Genomic DNA, 20,597 nt, shown 5'->3' with positions numbered 1-20,597 from the left:
GAAATCTTGATTTAATATAAAAGAGTATATTATAAACTATATAAATGAACTTGATAATATGTGTATATATTGTGAATAGTATATAAATAGATTGCAAAAATTCTCATAATTTGTTGTATAATTAAAAGTAACATATTGATAATGTGTAAAATTAATTAAAAGTTAGGTGGGGAAGGTTATGAGAAATTTAGGCAAAACTAGTATGAAGATAAAAAGAGTCGGTTTTGGGGGAATTCCAATACAAAGAATTACACAAGAAGATACTAATTTAGTTATAAATGAGCTAGAAAAACAAGGCATAAACTTTATTGATAGCGCGAGGGGATATACAATAAGTGAAGAAGCGATTGGAATTGCTATAGAAGGAAAAAGAGATAAATTTTTTCTAGCTACTAAAAGTATGTCTAGAGATTATGATTCAATGAAGAGAGATGTGGAAATAAGTTTAAATAACTTTAAAACTGATTTTATAGATTTATATCAATTCCACAATGTTAAAGAAGAAGAGTATGACAATCTTTTTAAAGGTAAAACAGCTTATAATGCTCTTTTAGAAGCAAAAGAACAAGGTAAGATAAAACATATTGGTATAACTAGTCATAACTTAAATACTATAGAAAAAGCTTTAGAAAGTGGCAAATTTGATACTATACAATTTCCTTACAATATAGTTGAAGGACAAGCAGACGAGGTATTTAAAAAAGCTCATGAAAAAGGAATTGGTATAATAGTAATGAAACCTTTAGCTGGTGGAGCTTTAGATAATGCTACATTGGCTATTAAATATATATTGTCTAAGGACTATATAGATGTGGTTATACCAGGAATGGATAGTGTTGAGCAAGTTAGACAAAATGTCGCTGTGCTTGAAAATCTTGTATTAGATGAGAATGATGAGAAAGCAATTAAAGAAATAAGAAATTCTCTAGGTAAAAAATTCTGTAGAAGATGTGAATATTGTATGCCTTGTGCTGTTGGAATAAATATACCTTTAAGCTTCTTATGCGAAGGTTATTACACTAGATATGGATTAGAAGAGTGGGCTAAGGAAAAATACGAAGTTATGGATGTTAAACCTACTGAATGTATTGACTGTGGGCTTTGTGAGAGTCGATGTCCATATGAACTTCCAATAAGAGAAATGTTAAAGACTGTTGTTGAAAAGTTAGGGTAGATTTTACTTATTGAAATCGGTGTAATAAATTTACGCCGATTTCTTTTTTTATGTAAGTATAATTAATATGATAAGATTGTGTTTATGAAAGTATTAAGTGTTATGTCTATGTAAGTATTAATTATTATATAAATATTGTTTTTGCGTCAATATAGTTTTATATAGCATATACAGATTTTTATTTTTCAAAAATATTATAAGATATATCATATTTAGATATTGGATAAAGTTCAATTTCAACTCTAGGGTTATCCTTATCTATAAAATCAAATAAAAGTACTGGCTTAAGCTGCTTATCATTTTTTATTATTCCACTTTTTTCAATACCATCACAAATGCTCTTTGGATAGTTATGTAAATCGCCCATTCTCTTATTAGGGAAGAATAATTTTAACACTGTTATTAAATTTTCTTCAACAGTTTCTCCTTGATACTGTTGATTTATAAAACCTGCAATCATGTTCTCATATGCTAAATACTTAGAATATTTTCCCTTTGAAGGCATCCATGCTTGACCATTTATATTATGAAGTTTAAAATTAGATTTACTAATGGGTCTACCTGGTATTGTTATTTTAATCAATTTATTCACCATCCTTATACAGTATTTATTATAATCTGTGGATGGTTTAAAAGCAAATTCTTATTTGTTGTGCTTTTATGAATAACAAAATATAGATAGTGAAAAATAAGTAGTGTTATAAGAGCAAAATAGCTGAAAATTTAAAATAGATAAATATTAAATTATACTAAGACAACAGTACATAAAAGTCAAATTATATAGAAAATAAATTATATAAATATGTAAATTTAAAAAATTAGACTATTTAGACTATATATTTTTAGACTATACAAATGTTGTTATGTCTAAACAAAGAAACAGAAGTAGCATAATTGTAATTTTAGAATTTAAGTTGAGAAGGAATAATTTTATGGATAATAACAGAGTAAAAGAATTTTGTAATCTTATAGGATTAAAGTGTGTAGGAATAGCTGGAGTAGATAAGTATGAAAATCTAAGAGATATACTTGAAGATAGACAGAAAAAAGACTATTTAACAGGTATGGAAGAACCTATAATTGAAAATAGAATTAATCCTAGAAATATAATGGAAGATGCTAACTCCATAATAGTGTGCGCTTTTCCATACCATATAAATAGACAAGAAAAGAATAAAAATTCAAATTTATCAAAATATTGTCATGGAAAAGACTATCATATTGTAGTAAAAGATTTTTTACAACAAATTTGTGATTATATTTCCAAAAATGTAGAAGGTTTTAAATATAAGGTATTTGCTGATAATGGACCATTAGTTGACAGATATTTAGCTTATTTATCGGGTATTGGATATTTTGGAATAAATAATAATATTATAACTGATGAATATGGTTCTTATATATTTATTGGATATATAGTAAATAATTATAAGTTTGAAGAAGATAAACCACTAGAAAAAAGCTGTTTTAAATGTGGAAAATGTGTAAAATATTGTCCGGGAAATGCTATATTGGGAAATTATGATATGAATCCTAAAAAATGTTTATCATATATAACTCAAAAAAAGGGAGATTTGACAGAGGAAGAAAAGTATGTTTTAAAGAAAAGTAAAAAGATATTTGGATGCGATATTTGTCAGGAAGTATGTCCGCATAATATTGAAATACCAACAACTCACATCTTGGAATTTAAGGAAGATATAATAGATTATTTGGATTATGATGAGATACAAAATATATCAAATAAAGAATTTAAGAGGAGATACGGAGATAGAGCTTTTAGCTGGAGGGGTAAAAATATAATAAAGAGAAATATGGAAATAATTTTAGATAAGTATGATGACTAATAATAAGAGTCTATTTCATATACTTTAATGTGTATTTACTTTAACACTTATGGTGTAAAAGTCATATTATATCATTAAAGTTAAATATGGGGAGGTGGGGGAGTATTGAAATATAATAATACATCTGAAATAAGTCCACTAGATAGTATATTGGGTCAAGAAAGAGCAGTAGAAGCTATGGAGTTAGGTTTAAAGATAAATAATCCAGCCTATAACATATACCTAGCTGGGGAATCTGGAACAGGTAAAAGTACTTATGCCTTAAAGGTTTTAAATGAATATGCATCTAAAAAAAGTACACATAAAGATTGGTGCTATATATATAATTTTGAAAACCCTAGAGAGCCTATGATAGTTGAATTAGAAAAAGGGTTTGGAAGAGAACTTAAGAAAGACATGGAAAAGTTAGTTGAAAGTCTTTTAGAAGATTTTAAAAATGCATTTGAAAGTGAAGATTTTGAAATAGAGAAAAATAAACTTTTGGATGAATATGAAATAGAAAAAGATATGTTACTAAAGCAGATTAAAAAATATGGAGAAGAAAAAGGATTTAAACTAAAACAAAGTAAAATGGGAATAGTTTTCATACCTTTGAAGGAAGATGAAGAAGAAAGTGATATATCAGATGAAGAGTTTTATAAGGCTAAAAGAGAACTCGAAAACATGGCAATACAAGTTGTGTATAAAATTAGAAACTTGGAAGAAAAAGCTGAAAAGGCTGTATTAGAGCTTGAAGAAGAGATAGCTAAGCTTGTAGTAGAACCTCATATTAAATCGTTATGTGAAAAATATGAATGTTATGAAAAAATTCAACTTTATCTGGAAAATATAAAAAAAGATATCATAGAATACATGTATTTATTTTATTTAGATGAAGAAGAATTGAAAGATAAGTATGATAAAGAACACTTTATAAAATATAAAATTAATTTATTTGTAGATAATGGAGGTTCAAAAAATAAGGAATCAGCACCTGTCATAGTGGAGATAAATCCAAGCCCATCAAACCTATTTGGAAAAGCAGAATATGATTATGCAAATGGAAATATAAAGACTGATTTTACAAAACTATTATCAGGAGCATTTCATAGAGCTAATGGCGGATATTTGGTGCTTTATGCAGACCAGTTATTAAAATATACTATGTCTTGGGAAATTCTTAAAAAGACATTGCAAACAAAAAAAGTAATTTTAGAAACACAGACAGCAATTAAACCAGAAAATATGCCATTAGATGTCAAAGTGATACTGATTGGAAGTCATTATATATATGATATTTTATATAGATATGAAGAAGATTTTGGAAAATATTTTAAAATATTTGTAGATTTTGATAGCGAAATGGATAAGAATGAAAATAATGAAGATGGAATAGCTAGATTTATAGCATATCAATGTAATAAAAATGGCTTAAAACATTTTACGAAAGATGCAGTTGACGAAGTTGTTAAGTTTAGTACTAAATTGTCTGGTGATTTAGAGAAGCTATCAACTAAGTTTAATAAAATAATGGAAGTTGTAATAGAAGGAAGTGCATATGCAGAATTTAGAAGTTCCAATTATACAGAGCGAGATGATATTAAAAAAGCAATAAGTGAAAAGAAAAAGCGTATTAATAGAGTAGAAACACACATGGATGAATCAATTGAAAATGGTTTTACTCTAATAGAAACAGAAGGAAAAAAAGTTGGAGTAATAAATGGGCTATCAGTTTTAAGTACAGGAGAATATTCTTTTGGTAGGGCTTCAAGAATTACAGCCACTACTAGTCCAGGAAGTAATGGTATAGTAAATATAGAAAGAGAAGTAAATATGAGTGGCTCAATACATAATAAAGGAGTGCTTATATTAGGGGGCTATCTTTCTGAAAACTTTGCACAGAATTTATTGATGTCATTAAATGCGTATATTTGTTTTGAGCAAAATTATGGAGGTATAGATGGAGATAGTGCATCTTCTGCGGAGTTATATGTATTGTTATCATCTCTTAGTGGTGTACCAATTAAGCAAAATATTGCGGTTACAGGTTCTATAAATCAAAAGGGAGATATACAAGTAGTTGGTGGAATAAGTGAAAAAGTAGAAGGATTTTATTCTATATGTAAAACTAAAGGCTTAAACAATGAACAGGGTGTAATAATTCCTAAGAAAAATCAGAGAAATCTTGTTTTATCAGATGAAGTTAATGACGCTATAAAAGATGGAAAATTTAAAATATATACAGTTGAAAGAGTGGAAGAAGCTATAGAGATATTGACAGATGTTAAATTTGAAGAAATAAAAAAATTGGTCAAAGAAAAACTACTATCTTTTAGTAAGATACAAATTGAGTCAAAAGAATAAGTTTATAATAGAATTTAATGGGTATTTATATGTATAATAAAAAGCAGGAACTTTAATAAGTTTTTGCTTTTTTTGTGAAATATCTGTAGAGTAAGTTTTGTTTTGTATGTTGATGTTTATTTTTTGTTGATATGATTAAACTATATATAAATAGTGTTTTATAAATTGGTATTTTAAGGGGGATAATTATGAAAAATGTAAATAAGAAAGATATAAATAAGAAAGATGTAACTAAGAATGATGTAAATAAAATTGAAACTCAAAAAGAAGTAGATGGAATAATTGATGAAAAAGATATAGAAAATTTTGTAGATATTAAGGATAATAAAAAAAGTGTTAAAGTTAGCAAAAAAGATGCTCAAAAAAGTGAAAAAGATAGAAAATTAAAAGATAATAAGTCTAGTAAAAATACACAAAAAGTGAGTAATAAGAAAGCTAAGAGTAAATCTGTAGATAAGAAAGAATCGATAAATGAAAAAGATGTAAATAAAATTTTAGATGAATTAGAAAAATTGTATCCAGATGCTACATGTGAACTAAATTATGGGACAGCCTTTGAACTTTTAATAGCAACTATATTATCAGCTCAATGTACTGATGTAAGAGTAAATAAAGTTACATCAGAGTTATTTAAGAAGTACAATACAGCAAGAGATTTTGCAGATTTAAGTATTGAAGAAATTAGTAAAGAGATAAAAAGTTGTGGTCTTTATAAAAGTAAGGCTCAAAAAATAAAAGATACATCTGAACAGTTGTGTGAATTATATAATGGTGAGGTACCAGATACTTTAGAAAAGCTTGTAAAACTTCCTGGCGTTGGAAGAAAGACAGCAGGCGTTGTTCTTAGTAATGCTTTTAATCATCCAGCAATAGCAGTAGATACTCATGTATTTAGAGTTAGCAATAGAATTGGAATAGTGGACGAGCCAAACCCTGAAAAGACAGAATTTGCACTTATGGAAGCTATACCAAAAGAAAGATGGTCACACTCACATCATGTATTGATTTTTCATGGAAGAAGAATGTGTAAAGCTAGAAATCCAGAGTGTGAAAACTGTCCAATAAAAGATAATTGTAATTATTATCAAGAACTTAAAGAAATGAAATAACTTTTCCAAAGTAAGTTGTACAAGAGTGATTTTCTGATATAATAATACTTATGAAAATGTTAGATAGAAAACTATTATGTATAATAAAATAAAAATTATTATTAAAATTATTATATATAATAGTATAATATTATTGTTATTCTATTTATAAAATAAAGTTTAGTAAACAAGAACGATATTTAGGAGGATAAAAATGTCATTAAATATAGTATTAGTAGAACCAGAAATACCTCAAAATACAGGAAATATAATAAGAACTTGTGCGGCAACAGGTTCAACTTTGCACTTAGTAAAACCATTAGGTTTTTCATTGGATGATAAGCACTTGAAAAGATGTGGTCTTGACTATTGGGATATAGCTGATATACAATATTACGATAGCTTTGAAGAATTACAAGAAAAATATCCAAACAGTAAATACTTTTTTTCTACAACAAAGGCTAAACAATCACATTCAGATGTAAAATATGAAGAAAATTGTTTTATAGTATTTGGTAAAGAAACAAAGGGATTACCAGAGCCTTTGTTGAAAGCAAATATGGATACTTGTATTAGAGTACCTATGTTAGATGTTGAAAAAGCTAGGTCGTTAAATTTATCAAATTCAGTCGCTATAGTAGTATATGAGGCTTTAAGACAAATAGGATACCCTAATATGAGGTAGTTTAAATAATCCTAAATTAGAAAGGAGCATACTTAATGAAAAATCTAAAGATAATCTGTGACAGTTTATCGGACGTGCCAAAAGATTTGTTAGATAAATATGATATAGATATTGTTTCATTAACAGTTATATTAGAAGAAAAAGAATACAAGGATAGGATTGATATATCTGGAGATGAATTTTATAAAAAGCTTAGAGAAGAAAATGCATATCCAAAAACTTCTCAAGCTACTTATGCCCAATTTAAGAAAGTTTTTGAGAAATACACGAGTGAAGGTAGAGCAATACTTTATATAGCTGGTTCGGCTACAGCTACAGGAACATATCAAAGTGCTGTAATGGCGAAGAATGATGTAGAAGGTGAAATATATACATATGATTCTAACTTACTTTGTATGGGAACTGGTCTGCTTGTAATAAAAGCAGGAGAGCTTGCAAGTGAAGGAAAATCTATTAATGAAATATTACCTGTTTTAGATGAATTAAAAGAAAAAGCTTTTGTCATATTTTCCGTGGATACATTGGAGTATTTACAAAAGGGAGGAAGAATATCATCTACTAAGGCGGCAATAGGAAGTATATTAAATATAAAACCTATTCTTGAAATAAAAGGTGGGATAGTCTCACAATTATCTCAAGTAAGAGGTAAGAAGAATGTAATTTCTAAGATGATAGACTTGATAAAATCGAATTGTGGGGATGATTTATCAGACCAAGTTGTATATATAGGATATAGCGATGACATTAAGGAAAAAGAACAATTATCTAGAGTTATGGAGGATGAACTGAGACCTAAGGAAATTAAATTTTTCCAAATTGGTGTGTGTATAGGTGCACATGCTGGTCCTGGTGTAACTGGAATTATATGTATAAAAAATAAATAACAATTTTTTATATTGGGATTATTTATTTTTTTATTAAATTATGATAAGATATGTTAAACATTGATACACTAGATATGATTTGTTTTAGATATAATTAAGTGTTGATATATTAAGTTGAGCTTTTAGGGAAGTGTGTAAATAGATAAAAATCTATTACACACTTTTTTATGGTAAGTTTATTGAAAAAATTAAAGAAATACTTGCAAATGAGGTATAGCAAATTAGTAAATAGGATGTAAAAATATCACAAAAATATAAGGAGTGAATTTTGATGCGTTTAAAAAAATTGTTGGTATTAATGTTAACTGTGGCAATGAGTACTGGAATATTAGTTGGATGTAGCAGTAATTCAAGTAATAGTTCTGGTTCTAATCAAGATAATAAAAATAAGCTAAATGATAAAGAAAATTCAAAAAAATCTGTATCTATGATATTAGATATTGAAGGGTCAAACAATGAAGTTATGAATAATTCAGCTTTGTTAGCTTTAAATACTGCACAAAAAAATCTTAACATAGATACAAATAAAGTGGAATCAGATGATTCATCAACTTTTTCTAATAGCATAGATATTTTATGTAATGATAATACTGACTTGATTATAGCTGTTGGTTCTAGATTTGCAAAGCCTCTAGAAAAGATAGCCAAGAAATACCCAAAGCAACAGTTTGCCATTGTAGATTATGAGTATGACAAACAACCATCTAATATAACTTCAATTTCTTTTGAGGATAATAAGACTGGATATTTGGCTGGATTAGTTGCTGGAAAGATGACAGAAACTGATAAGGTTGGTTTTATAGGTGGTGTAGAGGGGTCCAGTAGAAACAAATTTGAATCTGGATTTAAAGAAGGTGTTAAATTTTCTAATAGCAATATAAAAGATGTTTCAGTTGAGTATGTAGATATTTTTAAGGATAGTAAATCTGCTGAATCTGTCGCTAAAAAAATGATGGATAGCGGAGTAGATATTATTTTTTCTAATACTGAGGATGATTCAAAGAGTGTAATAAATGCAGTTAGAGCAAAGAATAAAAAAGTGATAGCAATTAATAAAGATCAGCATGAGTTAGCCCCAGAAAATGTTATAAGTTCTATTGTAAAAGACTTTGAAAAACCTACTTATGACTTAATACAAAGCTTTGTAAAAGGAGAATATAAGGGTGGTAAAGTTATAGAAAATACAATGAAGTCTGGAAGTACTGGACTTGCTCAAAATAGTTCTCAAAATATTCCTCCTGATGTGTTAGAATATGTAAATAAGAACAATAAATAATCTATAGAGACTTCATGTTCTATATCAGGGAGTGAGTTTTGTGAAAATAAAAAGGATATTGATGTTTTGTTTTGTCGTGGTCTTTACAGTTTTTATACTAGTTATCTGTAATTTTGATTTTGGATTTAATAGAGTAAATAATAATTCTAATATAAATAATAATAAGTCTAAACAAAGTGAATCTAAAAATGTGTCAACTTCGTCCGATAAAGATAAGTCAAATAGTACAAGTAGCAATAATGAAGATGAATTGGAAGATGATTCTTATGTACGAAAAACTGTTGGAGTATTGTTAGATACTCAAAGCTTAGGGAATGAATCGTATAATAATCATGTACTGTCAGCTTTAAAAACAGCTGATGAGGATTTTGATATTAGAGAGAAGATTGAAAGACCAAAGACTTCTAATGACTTTGCAAATAGCATAGAAAAATTATATAAATATGAACCAGACTTGATAATAGCAGTTGGAGCTAGATTTGCAGAACCAATTAAACAAGCTGCTACAAAATATCCAAAACAGCAATTTGCGATAGTTGATTATAATTATAAGGTTCAACCAGCTAATGTAATTTCTGTATCATTTCAAGATAATTCTACTGGATATCTGGCAGGTCTTATTGCAGGAAAAATGACTGACACTGGTAAAGTAGGATTTATAGGAGGAGTTGAAGGCTCTAGTAGAGATAAATATGAATCTGGATTTAGAAAAGGGCTTAAAACTTCAAATAAAAATGCTGATTTATTGGTAAAGTATGCAAATGTATTTGAAAATCCTGAGTCAGCTAGAACTATTGCAAAAGAAATGAGAGATTCTGATAGAGATGTTGTATTTTCAGCCACAGAAGATGATGGGAAAAGAGCTATTCAGGTAGCTAGAGAAAATGGTGGTAAAGTTATAGCTATTAATAAAGACCAATATGAGATGGCTCCAGATAATGTAATAAGTTCAATTGTAAAGGATATAGAACAGCCTGTTTATGAATTGATACAGAATGTTGTAAAAGATGGTTTTAAGGGAAGTAAAGTCATGGAGTTTAAGATAAAAGATGGAGAAATTGGACTTACTCCAAATAGCAGTAGAAACATACCACCAGATGTTTTGGAATATGTAAAAAAAGAGTACAATAAGGTGAAAGATACATACTAATTATTGCTGAAGATATGTATAATATTTATGTGAAATGTTATAATTATCTGTAGAGGAGTTGATACATATGGAAGGTAAAATTTTGCAATTTCTGGATAAAATGCAAAACAGTATTAACGACAGATTAGATAAGATGGATGCTAGATTTGACGAAGTGGGCATAAGACTGGATAAAATGGATGCTAGATTTGACGAAGTGGGCATAAGACTGGATAAAATGGATGCTAGATTTGATGAAGTGGACATAAGACTAGATAAAATGGATGCTAGATTTGATGAAGTGGACATAAGATTAGATAAAGTAGATGCTAGATTTGATGAAGTGGACATAAGACTGGATAAAATGGATGCCAGATTTGATGAAGTGGACATAAGACTGGATAAAATGGATGCTAGATTTGACGAAGTGGACATAAGATTAGATAAAGTAGATGCTAGATTTGATGAAGTGGACATAAGACTAGATAAAATGGATGCTAGATTTAATGGAATAGACTCTAGATTATATAAGATAGAAAATAATCTAGTAGAAATTAAAAAAGATTTAAAAGACACAAAGATAGAATTAGAATATACAGAAAAACATGTTGTATCTGTTAAGGGAGACACACAAGAGATAAAAAGAGACTTAAATAAAATTGAAATAGTAACAGCAAGCAATTGGAATGATATAGCTAAATTAAAATCAATTAGATGATAAAGTAGAGTTTTTATAAGAATTTATAAAAAAATAAATAAATTAATTTAGATTAATTACATAAAAGTCCAATAATAAGTGTGTAAGTAGAAAAAATCTACTGCACACTTTATTTATATTCAAATAAGAAATTTATCAAAAAAAATAAAAAGGAGTAAAAAATGGAATTTACAAGAGAGCCATTTATACTAGATGACGATTTATGTCTAGCTTTGGTGGACAAAAGAATTAGTTATCTAATGGAAAATGAATTAAAATTAAGAAATATAGAGATAATAAAAACAATAGAATGTAAAGAATTATATGAAAGTATAAAATATCACCCAGATATATGTATTTGTAATTTAGGAAAAGGAGATATAATTGTTGCGCCGAATGTATATAATCAATACAAAGAGTTATTAAGTAAACATAAATTTAATATAATTAAGGGAGAAGCTAATTTATCAAATAAATATCCTTATGATATACCTTACAATATTGCTATAGTTGGTGATTATGCCATACACAATTTTAAGTACACTGATAGAGTAATATTAGATTATATTGAAAATAATAAACTTAAAAAGATAAATATAGAGCAGGGCTATTCTAAATGCTCAATCTGTATAGTAGATAGAACATCTATAATAACATCAGATAAAGGTATTTGGAAAAGCATGAAGAATACAGAAATAGAGTGTTTATTAATAGAAAAAGGTCATATAAATTTATTTGAGATGAATTATGGATTTATAGGTGGATGTACAGGGTTAATTTCTAAGGATAAGCTAGCTTTTTGTGGAGATGTTAAAAAACATCCTGACTATGAACGTATAAAAAGTTTTATAGAAAGTAAAAACAAGGAGATAGTTACACTTAGTAGTGAAAATTTACTCGATATAGGTTCTATAGTTCCTCTCATGACAAGAAAGGAGCGATAACTTTGGTTGAGAAGGATAATATTTCTTCTATGAAATTTTTGAGGAATAATAACGTAAACGATAGATTAATATATACAAATGACATTGTAGAAGTCGTAATTGATTCTGCAAAGCAAGAAGTGTTAAATAAGAAAATACTTAATGGTACTAAAACTGAACAAAGAGCTCTAAATATTGATGAAATATCTACAGAAATAACTAGTATGATAATAAGTATAATGAAAGAGAAACTTTTAAAAGAATACATTCTAAAATACTATGGGCGTACATATCCTGAAGATAAAAATAATATATACATATATTCACTGAACATATTTGCTAAAAAAGAGATTTTTATGAGAGAAACAGTATTTACAAGGGTTAGGAACTATATAGAGGAAAATGATTTTATAAATGTGGAAGGTTTTATTCGATTTAGAATGAGAGAATTTATGAAATATATTTCTGCTATAGGTGATATTGCAGTTGAAGAGTATTTAATAAAAAGAGACCAAGATGAGTTTATAAGAGTTTTAAAATATTTTATAGATACTCAAGAAGAAAAGATAGATTTGCTTAAAGTTCATATAATGGAAGATAATACATTTATTTTATACGATAAAAATGGAAATAAAATAGATAGTATAGATGATGAAGAAATTATAAATATGGTCATAAGAGAAAATTTAAATTATGAGGACTTTTTAATAAGTACCTTATTGACTCTATGTCCTAAGAAGATAGAAATATTAGATTTATTAAATAACAATTGCTCAAAGGAAATCATAGATACAGTAGAAGCAATTTTTGAAAATAAAGTTAGTATAATTATGGAAAATTAGAATTGAAAGATATAATTTAAGAGTTGAAAAGAAAGCTAAAAATAAAAATATATTCAAATTAAAGGTGAATCGAAGTTAAAAGAGAGTAAAATATAACTAAAATAGTAAAAATAAAAATTAGAAATCAAAAAAATTCTTTTGAAATCGACACGAAAGACTTATAATTGTATATAAAGCTATGATATAACTAGAGTTATTAAAGATAAAATATAGCTAACAAATATACAATTGATAAGGAGAAGTTTTATAATGGATAATTTAATTAGGATACTAATATTAGCTGTTATTGGTGGATTTATAGGTTATGTCACAAATGTAGTTGCTATAAGACTGATATTTAGACCAATAGTACCTATTAAGATACCTGTTTTAAATATAGAGATAGTAGGTCTTATACCAAAGAGAAGAGCAGAAATAGCAGCAAATGTAGGTGAAATAATTCAAAACGAATTTCTTTCAATGGACGAAATACTTGCAAATATCATTACTGACGAAGATAAGGAAGAAGTTGTAAGATACATAAAAGCAAGGGTAAAAATTATCATACATGAGAAAGTTTCATTTATACCAAGCAGTATAAAGAACATGATTCAGGACTATTTAGGAGATATAATTGAATCTGAAGTGAAACAAAGTATAGATGAATTAAGCAAAAATATAATAAATAAAGCAAATGAGCGTATAGATATACAAAAAATGGTCGAAGATAAGATTAATGAACTAGATTTATATGAACTAGAAGAAATAATTATAAGAATAGCTAAAAATGAATTAAAACACATAGAAATCTTAGGCCTTGTATTAGGTTTCTTAATAGGTATAGTTCAAGGATTAGTGACTATATTTATCTAGTTATATCTATCATGCATGTAGATACGTTTTAAAAATTTAAAATTAGTGAAAATATTATAATGTCACTATAAATCAAAAGATTAAACTAATACAAAATATAAGAATATTAGTTTACAATTGATTGAAATGAAAAATAATGGGTAATTAATATATTACATTAATGTTGATTGATGTATGACTATCTGTTATAATGAAAATATATCAAAAATTATAGTGTTGAAGAGGAAGAGTAAAGTGGAAACCATTCACAGAGAGTCTGGGTCTATGGCTGAAAACCCATGTAATAGGTCTATTTGAAAACTACCTTGGAGCTGAGCTTATTAGCAGTGTTTGTTTTATACAATTTGTGAAAGTGCTCGGGTGACGACCTTATAGTCATCAAGAGGGTTGTATATATTTGTATACGCCAACTTGGGTGGAACCGCGAATTAATATCGTCCCAAATATTTTTGGGGCGATTTTTTATTACAAAAAATTTAAAAATTATCTCAATAAGGAGGAAAAAACAATGATTAAAGTTGCTTTAAAAGATGGTTCAATAAAAGAATTTGAAAATGCTCTTTCTGTTATGGATGTGGCTAAATCCATTAGTGAAGGATTAGCTAGAAATGTGGTAGCAGCGTCTGTGAACGGAGAGGTTGTAGGTCTGGACCACATGATAGATAGTGATTGTGATTTAAACTTATTTAAATTTGAGGATAAAGAAGGAAAAGACGTTTTTAGACATACATCAGCACATATGTTAGCTCAAGCTATAAAGAGACTTTACCCAGAAGCAAAACTTGCTATAGGGCCAAGTATAGAGAATGGATTCTACTATGATATAGATTTAGAACATAGATTAGTTCCAGAAGACTTGGAAAAAATAGAAGCTGAAATGAAAAAAATAGCTAAAGAAGATTTAAAGATAGAAAGATTTGAACTTCCTAGAAATGAAGCTTTAGAGCTTATGAAAGAACAAGGAGAAGATTACAAGGTAGAACTTATATCTGATTTACCTGAAAGTGAAATAATATCTTTCTACAAACAAGGTGATTTTACTGATTTATGTAGAGGACCACATTTACCATCTACTAAAAAGGTTAAAGCTGTTAAATTACAAAGTGTAGCAGGTGCATACTGGCGTGGTGACGAAAAAAATAAAATGCTTCAAAGAATTTATGGAACTTCTTTTGAAAAAAATAAAGATTTAGAAGAGTACCTACATTTATTAGAAGAAGCTAAAAAGAGAGACCATAGAAAATTAGGTAAAGAATTAGGTTTATTTATGATACCTGATGAAGGTCCTGGATTCCCTATGTTCTTACCAAAAGGAATGGAACTTAAAAATGAATTATTAAAATTCTGGAGAGAAATACACAGAAAAGCTGGATATATTGAAATAGAATCTCCAATTATATTAAACAGAAAATTATGGGAGACTTCAGGTCACTGGTATCATTACAAAGAGAATATGTATACAGTTAAAATAGATGATGAGGATTATGCTATAAAACCTATGAACTGTCCTGGTGGATTAATTTACTACAATTCTCAATTACACTCATATAGAGATTTCCCAATGAGAGTTGCAGAGCTTGGTAGAGTTCATAGACATGAGTTATCTGGGGCATTACAAGGGTTAATGAGAGTTAGAGCATTTACTCAAGATGATTCACATATATTCATGTTACCAGAACAAATTAAAGATGAGATAAAAGGTGTAGCTAATCTAATAGATGGTATTTACAAGACTTTTGGATTTGAATACAATCTAGAATTATCTACAAGACCAGAAAATTCTATGGGAAGCGAAGAAGAGTGGGAAGCAGCTGAAAATGGATTAAGAGAAGCTTTAGAAGAGTTAGGTCTACCATATACTATAAATGAAGGTGATGGAGCATTCTATGGCCCTAAGATAGACTTCCATTTAAGAGACTGTTTAGGAAGAACTTGGCAATGTGGTACTATCCAATTAGATATGCAACTTCCAAGACAATTTGATAATACTTACATTGGACAAGATGGTGAAAAACATAGACCAGTTATGATTCATAGAGTTGCTTTTGGTAGTATAGAGAGATTCATAGGTATATTAATTGAGCATTATGCTGGTAAATTCCCAGTTTGGTTATCTCCAACTCAAGTTAAGATACTTCCTATATCTGATAAGTTTATGGATTATGCTAATGAAGTTAAAAAAGTATTATTTGATAAAGGCATAAGAGTTGAATTAGATGATAGAGCTGAAAAAATTGGATTTAAAATAAGAGAAGCTCAACTTGAAAAAGTTCCTTATATGTTGGTAGTAGGTGAAAAAGAAGTAGCTGAAAATAATGTTTCTGTAAGATCAAGAGATAAAGGTGAAATAGGTAGCATTAAATTAGATGAGTTTATAGCTAGTATCTCAAAAGAAATTGAATCAAGAGAAAGTATTATCCAAAACTAATATATAAAATAAAGTTAATTGATATATAAAATATTAACTTGTGTATAGCTAAGTATTTTTTGGATAGATAAGTATCTTATGAATAAATAAGTATAATTAGAGGCACATTTAGTCATATTTTTTATGATAATGTGCCTCTAATTTTTGTTTGTAAGATATAAAGATTTATCTTCATGTGATTTATATAACTTTTTAATATATATTTATCTTTATGTAATTTATATAACGCTTTAATATAGCTATTTTTTGTTAGTTGTTTTTTCTAATATTTAAATTGGCACCTGTAGTATCTACATACATCTTTGCAGTCCCATTTTTATAAATATATGAATCGCCATCCTGAAGTAATTTAAAGCTACTATTTAAATTACCAGAGACCTTACTAAAATCTAAAGTAAATCCTGAATTTTCAGGAATATACAAATCAATATCACCAGAAATAGTATCACATTTGAAAGAAGATAACATTTCACTTGAATTAATTTTTATATCTCCACTAGTTGCCTCAGATTTAATATTAGAAAATCTACCTTCTATATTAACTTTACCAGAAGTTGATTCGCATATAAGATTCTTGTTGTCCATATTTTTTAAATCTATATCTCCGCTTGTTGTATTTATCTTCAAATCGTCAGTTTTACCAGAAAGCTGAATTTTACCAGAGACTGAATTACAAATAACACTTTTACTATCAAGTTTTTTTATGTTGATATTGCTACTAGTTGTCTCCAAAGTAATTTTGTCAATCTTACCAGACATTTCTATATTACCTGAAACTGATTCAATATCCGTCATGTTACTTTTAAGATAAGTACTATATATATCTGCTGAAGTAGTAGATACATTTATATTGTTATATAATTTTCCAGGTAAATATAGTTCAAGTACTGTTGATTTTGGAAGTCCAATTCCAATGAAGAATTTTTTTGCAGAATTATCAATGATAGAAAGAGTATTGCCATCAACCTTTATTTTTGCAATCTTTTTCTTTGAAAAATTAGAAGGAGCTTTTTGAATTAATTTAATTTTATTAGAATCACTCTTTAAAACTCTAACTTCACCTGAAGTCCAGTCAACATTAATATTATTTATTTTGTTTGAAAAACTCTCGCTTTTAACGGTTAGATACTTATCATAATTTTTATTAGAGGATAAAAAACTTTCATTTTTAACTGAATCTTTAATCAAATCTTTGACATCATATTCAGACGAAATTATAGTATTTGTAAGGAAAACAATAAATATTATAGAAAATACTATAGCTACAATACTCCAAACAATAATTTTTATTTTTAAAAATTTTTTATTCATATTTATCATCATCCTCCGCGTCTTTTAATTGTAGTACCCCTTCGGCTATATGAATTCCAGCAGCACCTATTATGAATATTATCCATGAAAAGCTCCAAGCATCAAAACATATGTTAACAATTAAAAAGATGCCAACTATTATCATCCAATATGCACTCATAAATGATTTATAAGCAAGATTTGTACTTTTAGTTTTTACTCTCCATTCTTTGAATTCTTCTACCATAGTATCATCAGATGGACTATAGTTTTGTTTTGTCATTCCATTGTAGACTAGTAGACCTGTTCCAACTGCTATTAATATAAACATTGGAAGACTAGCCAGAGTTGGTTGGATACCAATGTTTACAATTAAAACTGCAGTTAAAAATGGACTTATTATAAAAAGAGCAATTGCTATTGATACTCTCAAAGCTCTTTTCTTTCTTTCTTCAATTAATTCAGAAGGCATAAAATATGGCTCTTTAACACTTTCAATTAATTCAGATAAATCTCCAATCCCAGATATTACTGAATTATATGCTTCTTGCTTTGATTTACCATTTTGTATTTGGTCGTTGTATTTTTCTTTTAGATTTTCGAATAGTTCATCTTTAAGTTCTTTGACCTTTCTTGTTTCTTTAACTTCTGTAAAGCTTTGTTCAATATAATCATGTATTTTATCTAACATATTTTCACCTCCTAAATTAATGTGTCTATTAACAATTTTGTATTATCCCATTCTTCACGGCTTTTTTTATATTTTTCTCTACCTTCGCTTGTTATAGAATAATATTTTCTTCTAGCACCAGTAGCTTCATCTCCCCAATAAGATGTTATTGCACCAGATTGTTCAAGTCTACGAAAGGCTGTGTATAAAGTTGCTTCTTTTAACTCGTACAAGCCTTGTGTTTTTTCTAATATAGATTTATTAATCTCATAACCATAGCTATCTTTTTCAAGTAAATGCTTTAAGATAATTGTTTCTGTATGACCTCTTATCATATCAGATGCGATTGTCATAAACATCACCTCCGTTTAAGTATATAATACTTTTATATACCTCGCCTGTCAATGTATTTCGTGTGATAAAATTTATTTTATTATAATTCTTACGGCTTTATGCCGTTTTAGGGAAGAATTACATACTAAATTATATAAAAAACGTACTTTTATAGTTATTTATAGAGAAATGATGTTGTTATTAAATTGGAAGAAGGAATAATGCTTAAATACATTAGCATATGTAATGATATGATTAAAAAATAAAATAAAATTTAATTTATTTAGGATAATTCTATCAAGGTATTTACTACAGGTGTAGAGTCGTATATAATTAAGTTATATGGAAAATTTTAAAAATTAAATTATTAATACACTAGGAGAAAATATTATGATAAAGTCAAATTTGTTTTGGAATATTTTCATTGCTATGTCTTTTATCATAGAATGGTTTGTTTGTAAAAAAATACTAGATTACACAAGTATACAAAAAATTTCTAATGAAAGAATAAATATTTACATGATAGGTATTATTATTTTTGCTAATCTATTTTATTTCTTTGATGTACTTCCAAATATAAGAGTAATTATATCTATGATGATTATGGTTGTATTTTACAAAATTTCATATAGAGTAAGGCTTATAAAAGCCATACTAATATCTTTAATGTATTGGATGTTGTTAATGGGTATAGATGCTTTGAGTATGTCTTTAACAATTTGGATTAATTCTATAGATGATATGAGCAAAATGTTAACAGAAAACATATACAGAATTGAGTCAATTGTATCTGGAAAGACAATTTTGCTTTTAACTTTATTTTTATATAAGACATTAAAAACAAAATTGAATATAGAAATAAATAAAAAGACATTAACATATGTAATTATACCTATAATTGCCAATATAGCATCTTTTTTTACTATTTTTAAATACATATTTAATCCTAAAACTAGTGGTGGTTTAATACATAATTATCAATTACTTATTATCTCTATCATGTTACTTCTATCAAGTATTATCTTGATTTTAATTGCTAAAAAACTACAACAGTATAATGCATTGATAGCAGAAAATAATATGATTAAAAACGTTTTACACACTAAAAATGAATATTATGAGGATATAGAAAAGAAACATTTAAAAACTAGATTATTAAGTCATGATATGAAAAATCATATCTTATGCATAAAAACTATGGTTAAAAAAGGTATTGATGTTACTTCATATTTAGATGACTTACAGATGGAGATTCAAAGTAATGACATTTCATTTAATACTGGTAATTTTATCTTGGATGCTATATTGAGTGAGAAGAAAGAAGTTTGTGATAAAAATAATATAGAACTTAAAATAGGAATAAATTTTGGTCACTGTGAAGCTATTGAATTAATAGATGTATGCCATATATTTTCAAATGTCTTAGATAATGCAATTGAAGCATGCAAAAAAATTGATGAGGGAAGTAAAGTAATTTGTGTTAAAGGTGATGTTTTACAAAATTTTTATCTTATAAGAGTAGAAAACACTAAAGTAAATGAAATTATCACAAAGAATGGGAAAATTGTAACAGATAAAAAAGGTACACTTCATGGATTAGGAATAAAAAGTATAAAAAACGCTGTAAATAAATATGGTGGCAATGTTGTGATTGAGTATGATGATAAAAAATTTGTAGTTAAGATTGCTATACCACTTAGAAATGTAAAAAAAGCAATTAATATATAATTTGATTTGTCATGAGTAAATAATATAATTTTATAAATATAATGGACTTAATTATTACAATAAAATTGCCGAAAAGCACCCCTTCTTTAGATGTGGGGATGAAAGGCAAGGTATTAATATAAATAAAAATCAGAATAATACTTGCAACCTAACACTACGAATGATAGATTATGTGTAGGAGGTGTTAGTTTTTATGTATAAATCTAACGGAAATATAACATATGATTGTAAATATCATATAATATTTTGTCCTAAGTATCGTAAACCTGTTTTAGTTGGCGAAGTAGAAAAACTGTTGGCTCTGTAAGTTTAGAAGTAGTTAAACAATACATAGAGAATCAACAAGTTAGGAGTAAGAAAAAATGATAAAAACTCATAGAGTAAAATTAAACCTAACTAGAACACAAT

Annotated in this window: 18 protein-coding genes, 1 pseudogene and 1 other annotated feature; of the genes and pseudogenes, 15 read left to right on the top strand and 4 right to left on the bottom strand. The window is 27.4% G+C overall.

Annotated elements, in window-relative coordinates:
• Nucleotides 1-178 precede the first annotated feature (178 nt).
• Nucleotides 179-1,174, top strand: a complete 996-nt coding sequence (locus KGF41_RS17450) for an aldo/keto reductase (RefSeq protein ID WP_227850758.1) — start codon at nucleotides 179-181, stop codon at nucleotides 1,172-1,174.
• Between the two features lie 178 nt (nucleotides 1,175-1,352).
• On the opposite strand, the gene KGF41_RS17445 is transcribed toward KGF41_RS17450, so the two are convergent.
• The gene (locus KGF41_RS17445; RefSeq protein WP_227433607.1) at nucleotides 1,353-1,757 is read right to left on the bottom strand and encodes a RusA family crossover junction endodeoxyribonuclease; all 405 of its coding nucleotides are present in this window, start codon (nucleotides 1,755-1,757) and stop codon (nucleotides 1,353-1,355) included.
• Nucleotides 1,758-2,106: 349 nt separating this feature from the next.
• Between KGF41_RS17445 and queG the strand changes: the two genes are divergently transcribed.
• The 12 genes from queG (at nucleotide 2,107) to thrS (ending at nucleotide 16,168) form a co-directional block, all read left to right on the top strand.
• Complete coding sequence (gene queG, locus KGF41_RS17440) at nucleotides 2,107-3,021, top strand: tRNA epoxyqueuosine(34) reductase QueG (RefSeq protein WP_227842748.1); 915 nt, start codon at nucleotides 2,107-2,109, stop codon at nucleotides 3,019-3,021.
• A gap of 105 nt (nucleotides 3,022-3,126) precedes the next feature.
• Complete coding sequence (locus tag KGF41_RS17435; protein ID WP_227830315.1) at nucleotides 3,127-5,364, top strand: Lon protease family protein; 2,238 nt, start codon at nucleotides 3,127-3,129, stop codon at nucleotides 5,362-5,364.
• Nucleotides 5,365-5,552: 188 nt separating this feature from the next.
• Nucleotides 5,553-6,473, top strand: a complete 921-nt coding sequence (gene nth / locus KGF41_RS17430; protein WP_227842747.1) for an endonuclease III — start codon at nucleotides 5,553-5,555, stop codon at nucleotides 6,471-6,473.
• A 193-nt stretch (nucleotides 6,474-6,666) separates the two neighbouring features.
• Nucleotides 6,667-7,137, top strand: coding sequence for a tRNA (uridine(34)/cytosine(34)/5-carboxymethylaminomethyluridine(34)-2'-O)-methyltransferase TrmL (gene trmL, locus KGF41_RS17425; protein ID WP_003429657.1), 471 nt, complete (start codon nucleotides 6,667-6,669; stop codon nucleotides 7,135-7,137).
• 35 nt (nucleotides 7,138-7,172) lie between these two features.
• The gene (locus tag KGF41_RS17420) at nucleotides 7,173-8,021 is read left to right on the top strand and encodes a DegV family protein (RefSeq protein WP_227857016.1); all 849 of its coding nucleotides are present in this window, start codon (nucleotides 7,173-7,175) and stop codon (nucleotides 8,019-8,021) included.
• Between the two features lie 271 nt (nucleotides 8,022-8,292).
• Nucleotides 8,293-9,297, top strand: coding sequence for a BMP family ABC transporter substrate-binding protein (locus tag KGF41_RS17415; RefSeq protein WP_227830312.1), 1,005 nt, complete (start codon nucleotides 8,293-8,295; stop codon nucleotides 9,295-9,297).
• 40 nt (nucleotides 9,298-9,337) lie between these two features.
• Nucleotides 9,338-10,447: a BMP family ABC transporter substrate-binding protein gene (locus KGF41_RS17410; RefSeq protein ID WP_227830311.1), complete on the top strand. Its 1,110-nt coding sequence runs from the start codon at nucleotides 9,338-9,340 to the stop codon at nucleotides 10,445-10,447.
• 67 nt (nucleotides 10,448-10,514) lie between these two features.
• Entirely contained in the window at nucleotides 10,515-11,144 is a 630-nt protein-coding gene (locus KGF41_RS17405; RefSeq protein WP_227830310.1) for a hypothetical protein, read from the top strand.
• Nucleotides 11,145-11,305: 161 nt separating this feature from the next.
• Complete coding sequence (locus KGF41_RS17400; protein ID WP_227830309.1) at nucleotides 11,306-12,067, top strand: DUF6873 family GME fold protein; 762 nt, start codon at nucleotides 11,306-11,308, stop codon at nucleotides 12,065-12,067.
• A 29-nt stretch (nucleotides 12,068-12,096) separates the two neighbouring features.
• Nucleotides 12,097-12,888 (top strand): putative sporulation protein YtxC, encoded by a 792-nt coding sequence (locus tag KGF41_RS17395; protein WP_227830308.1) that lies wholly within the window; start codon nucleotides 12,097-12,099, stop codon nucleotides 12,886-12,888.
• A gap of 249 nt (nucleotides 12,889-13,137) precedes the next feature.
• Entirely contained in the window at nucleotides 13,138-13,740 is a 603-nt protein-coding gene (locus tag KGF41_RS17390) for a DUF445 domain-containing protein (RefSeq protein ID WP_227830307.1), read from the top strand.
• Nucleotides 13,741-13,947: 207 nt separating this feature from the next.
• Nucleotides 13,948-14,185 (top strand) — a binding site (T-box leader).
• A 63-nt stretch (nucleotides 14,186-14,248) separates the two neighbouring features.
• A complete protein-coding gene (gene thrS, locus KGF41_RS17385) occupies nucleotides 14,249-16,168 on the top strand; it encodes a threonine--tRNA ligase (RefSeq protein WP_227830306.1) in 1,920 nt (639 codons plus the stop codon).
• A 249-nt stretch (nucleotides 16,169-16,417) separates the two neighbouring features.
• Here the strand turns inward: thrS and KGF41_RS17380 are convergent, their stop codons facing one another.
• From KGF41_RS17380 to KGF41_RS17370, 3 genes are read right to left on the bottom strand one after another with little or no spacing between them, the layout of a single operon-like run.
• Nucleotides 16,418-17,479, bottom strand: a complete 1,062-nt coding sequence (locus KGF41_RS17380) for a DUF4097 family beta strand repeat-containing protein (RefSeq protein ID WP_227830305.1) — start codon at nucleotides 17,477-17,479, stop codon at nucleotides 16,418-16,420.
• Nucleotides 17,472-18,149 carry a TMEM198/TM7SF3 family protein gene (locus tag KGF41_RS17375; protein WP_227850928.1) on the bottom strand — a complete coding sequence of 226 codons (678 nt, stop codon included), beginning with the start codon at nucleotides 18,147-18,149 and terminating at the stop codon, nucleotides 17,472-17,474. The genes KGF41_RS17380 and KGF41_RS17375 overlap by 8 nt, the downstream gene beginning before the upstream one ends.
• A gap of 11 nt (nucleotides 18,150-18,160) precedes the next feature.
• Nucleotides 18,161-18,481, bottom strand: coding sequence for a PadR family transcriptional regulator (locus KGF41_RS17370; protein ID WP_227830303.1), 321 nt, complete (start codon nucleotides 18,479-18,481; stop codon nucleotides 18,161-18,163).
• Nucleotides 18,482-18,851: 370 nt separating this feature from the next.
• Between KGF41_RS17370 and KGF41_RS17365 the strand changes: the two genes are divergently transcribed.
• Complete coding sequence (locus KGF41_RS17365; protein WP_227857015.1) at nucleotides 18,852-20,189, top strand: ATP-binding protein; 1,338 nt, start codon at nucleotides 18,852-18,854, stop codon at nucleotides 20,187-20,189.
• Nucleotides 20,190-20,382: 193 nt separating this feature from the next.
• Nucleotides 20,383-20,487: pseudogene (locus KGF41_RS17360) on the top strand (transposase); the annotation flags it as partial.
• Between the last annotated feature and the right edge of the window lie 110 nt (nucleotides 20,488-20,597).

Origin of the sequence: Clostridioides sp. ZZV14-6150, from assembly GCF_020657875.1 — a bacterium.
Lineage (GTDB): Bacteria > Bacillota > Clostridia > Peptostreptococcales > Peptostreptococcaceae > Clostridioides.
Note: the sequence above shows the minus strand (reverse complement) of the source record. Positions and strands in the feature narration are given on the sequence as shown.

Excerpts from the sequence above, each read along its gene's own strand:
- queG (WP_227842748.1), top strand. The coding sequence starts at position 2,107 with ATGGATAATAACAGAGTAAAAGAATTTTGTAATCTTATAGGATTAAAG.
- KGF41_RS17415 (WP_227830312.1), top strand. The coding sequence starts at position 8,293 with ATGCGTTTAAAAAAATTGTTGGTATTAATGTTAACTGTGGCAATGAGT.
- KGF41_RS17400 (WP_227830309.1), top strand. The coding sequence starts at position 11,306 with ATGGAATTTACAAGAGAGCCATTTATACTAGATGACGATTTATGTCTA.
- KGF41_RS17380 (WP_227830305.1), bottom strand. The coding sequence starts at position 17,479 with ATGAATAAAAAATTTTTAAAAATAAAAATTATTGTTTGGAGTATTGTA.
- thrS (WP_227830306.1), top strand. The coding sequence starts at position 14,249 with ATGATTAAAGTTGCTTTAAAAGATGGTTCAATAAAAGAATTTGAAAAT.
- KGF41_RS17405 (WP_227830310.1), top strand. The coding sequence starts at position 10,515 with ATGGAAGGTAAAATTTTGCAATTTCTGGATAAAATGCAAAACAGTATT.
- trmL (WP_003429657.1), top strand. The coding sequence starts at position 6,667 with ATGTCATTAAATATAGTATTAGTAGAACCAGAAATACCTCAAAATACA.
- KGF41_RS17450 (WP_227850758.1), top strand. The coding sequence starts at position 179 with ATGAGAAATTTAGGCAAAACTAGTATGAAGATAAAAAGAGTCGGTTTT.
- nth (WP_227842747.1), top strand. The coding sequence starts at position 5,553 with ATGAAAAATGTAAATAAGAAAGATATAAATAAGAAAGATGTAACTAAG.
- KGF41_RS17420 (WP_227857016.1), top strand. The coding sequence starts at position 7,173 with ATGAAAAATCTAAAGATAATCTGTGACAGTTTATCGGACGTGCCAAAA.
- KGF41_RS17375 (WP_227850928.1), bottom strand. The coding sequence starts at position 18,149 with ATGTTAGATAAAATACATGATTATATTGAACAAAGCTTTACAGAAGTT.
- KGF41_RS17395 (WP_227830308.1), top strand. The coding sequence starts at position 12,097 with ATGAAATTTTTGAGGAATAATAACGTAAACGATAGATTAATATATACA.
- KGF41_RS17390 (WP_227830307.1), top strand. The coding sequence starts at position 13,138 with ATGGATAATTTAATTAGGATACTAATATTAGCTGTTATTGGTGGATTT.
- KGF41_RS17365 (WP_227857015.1), top strand. The coding sequence starts at position 18,852 with ATGATAAAGTCAAATTTGTTTTGGAATATTTTCATTGCTATGTCTTTT.
- KGF41_RS17370 (WP_227830303.1), bottom strand. The coding sequence starts at position 18,481 with ATGACAATCGCATCTGATATGATAAGAGGTCATACAGAAACAATTATC.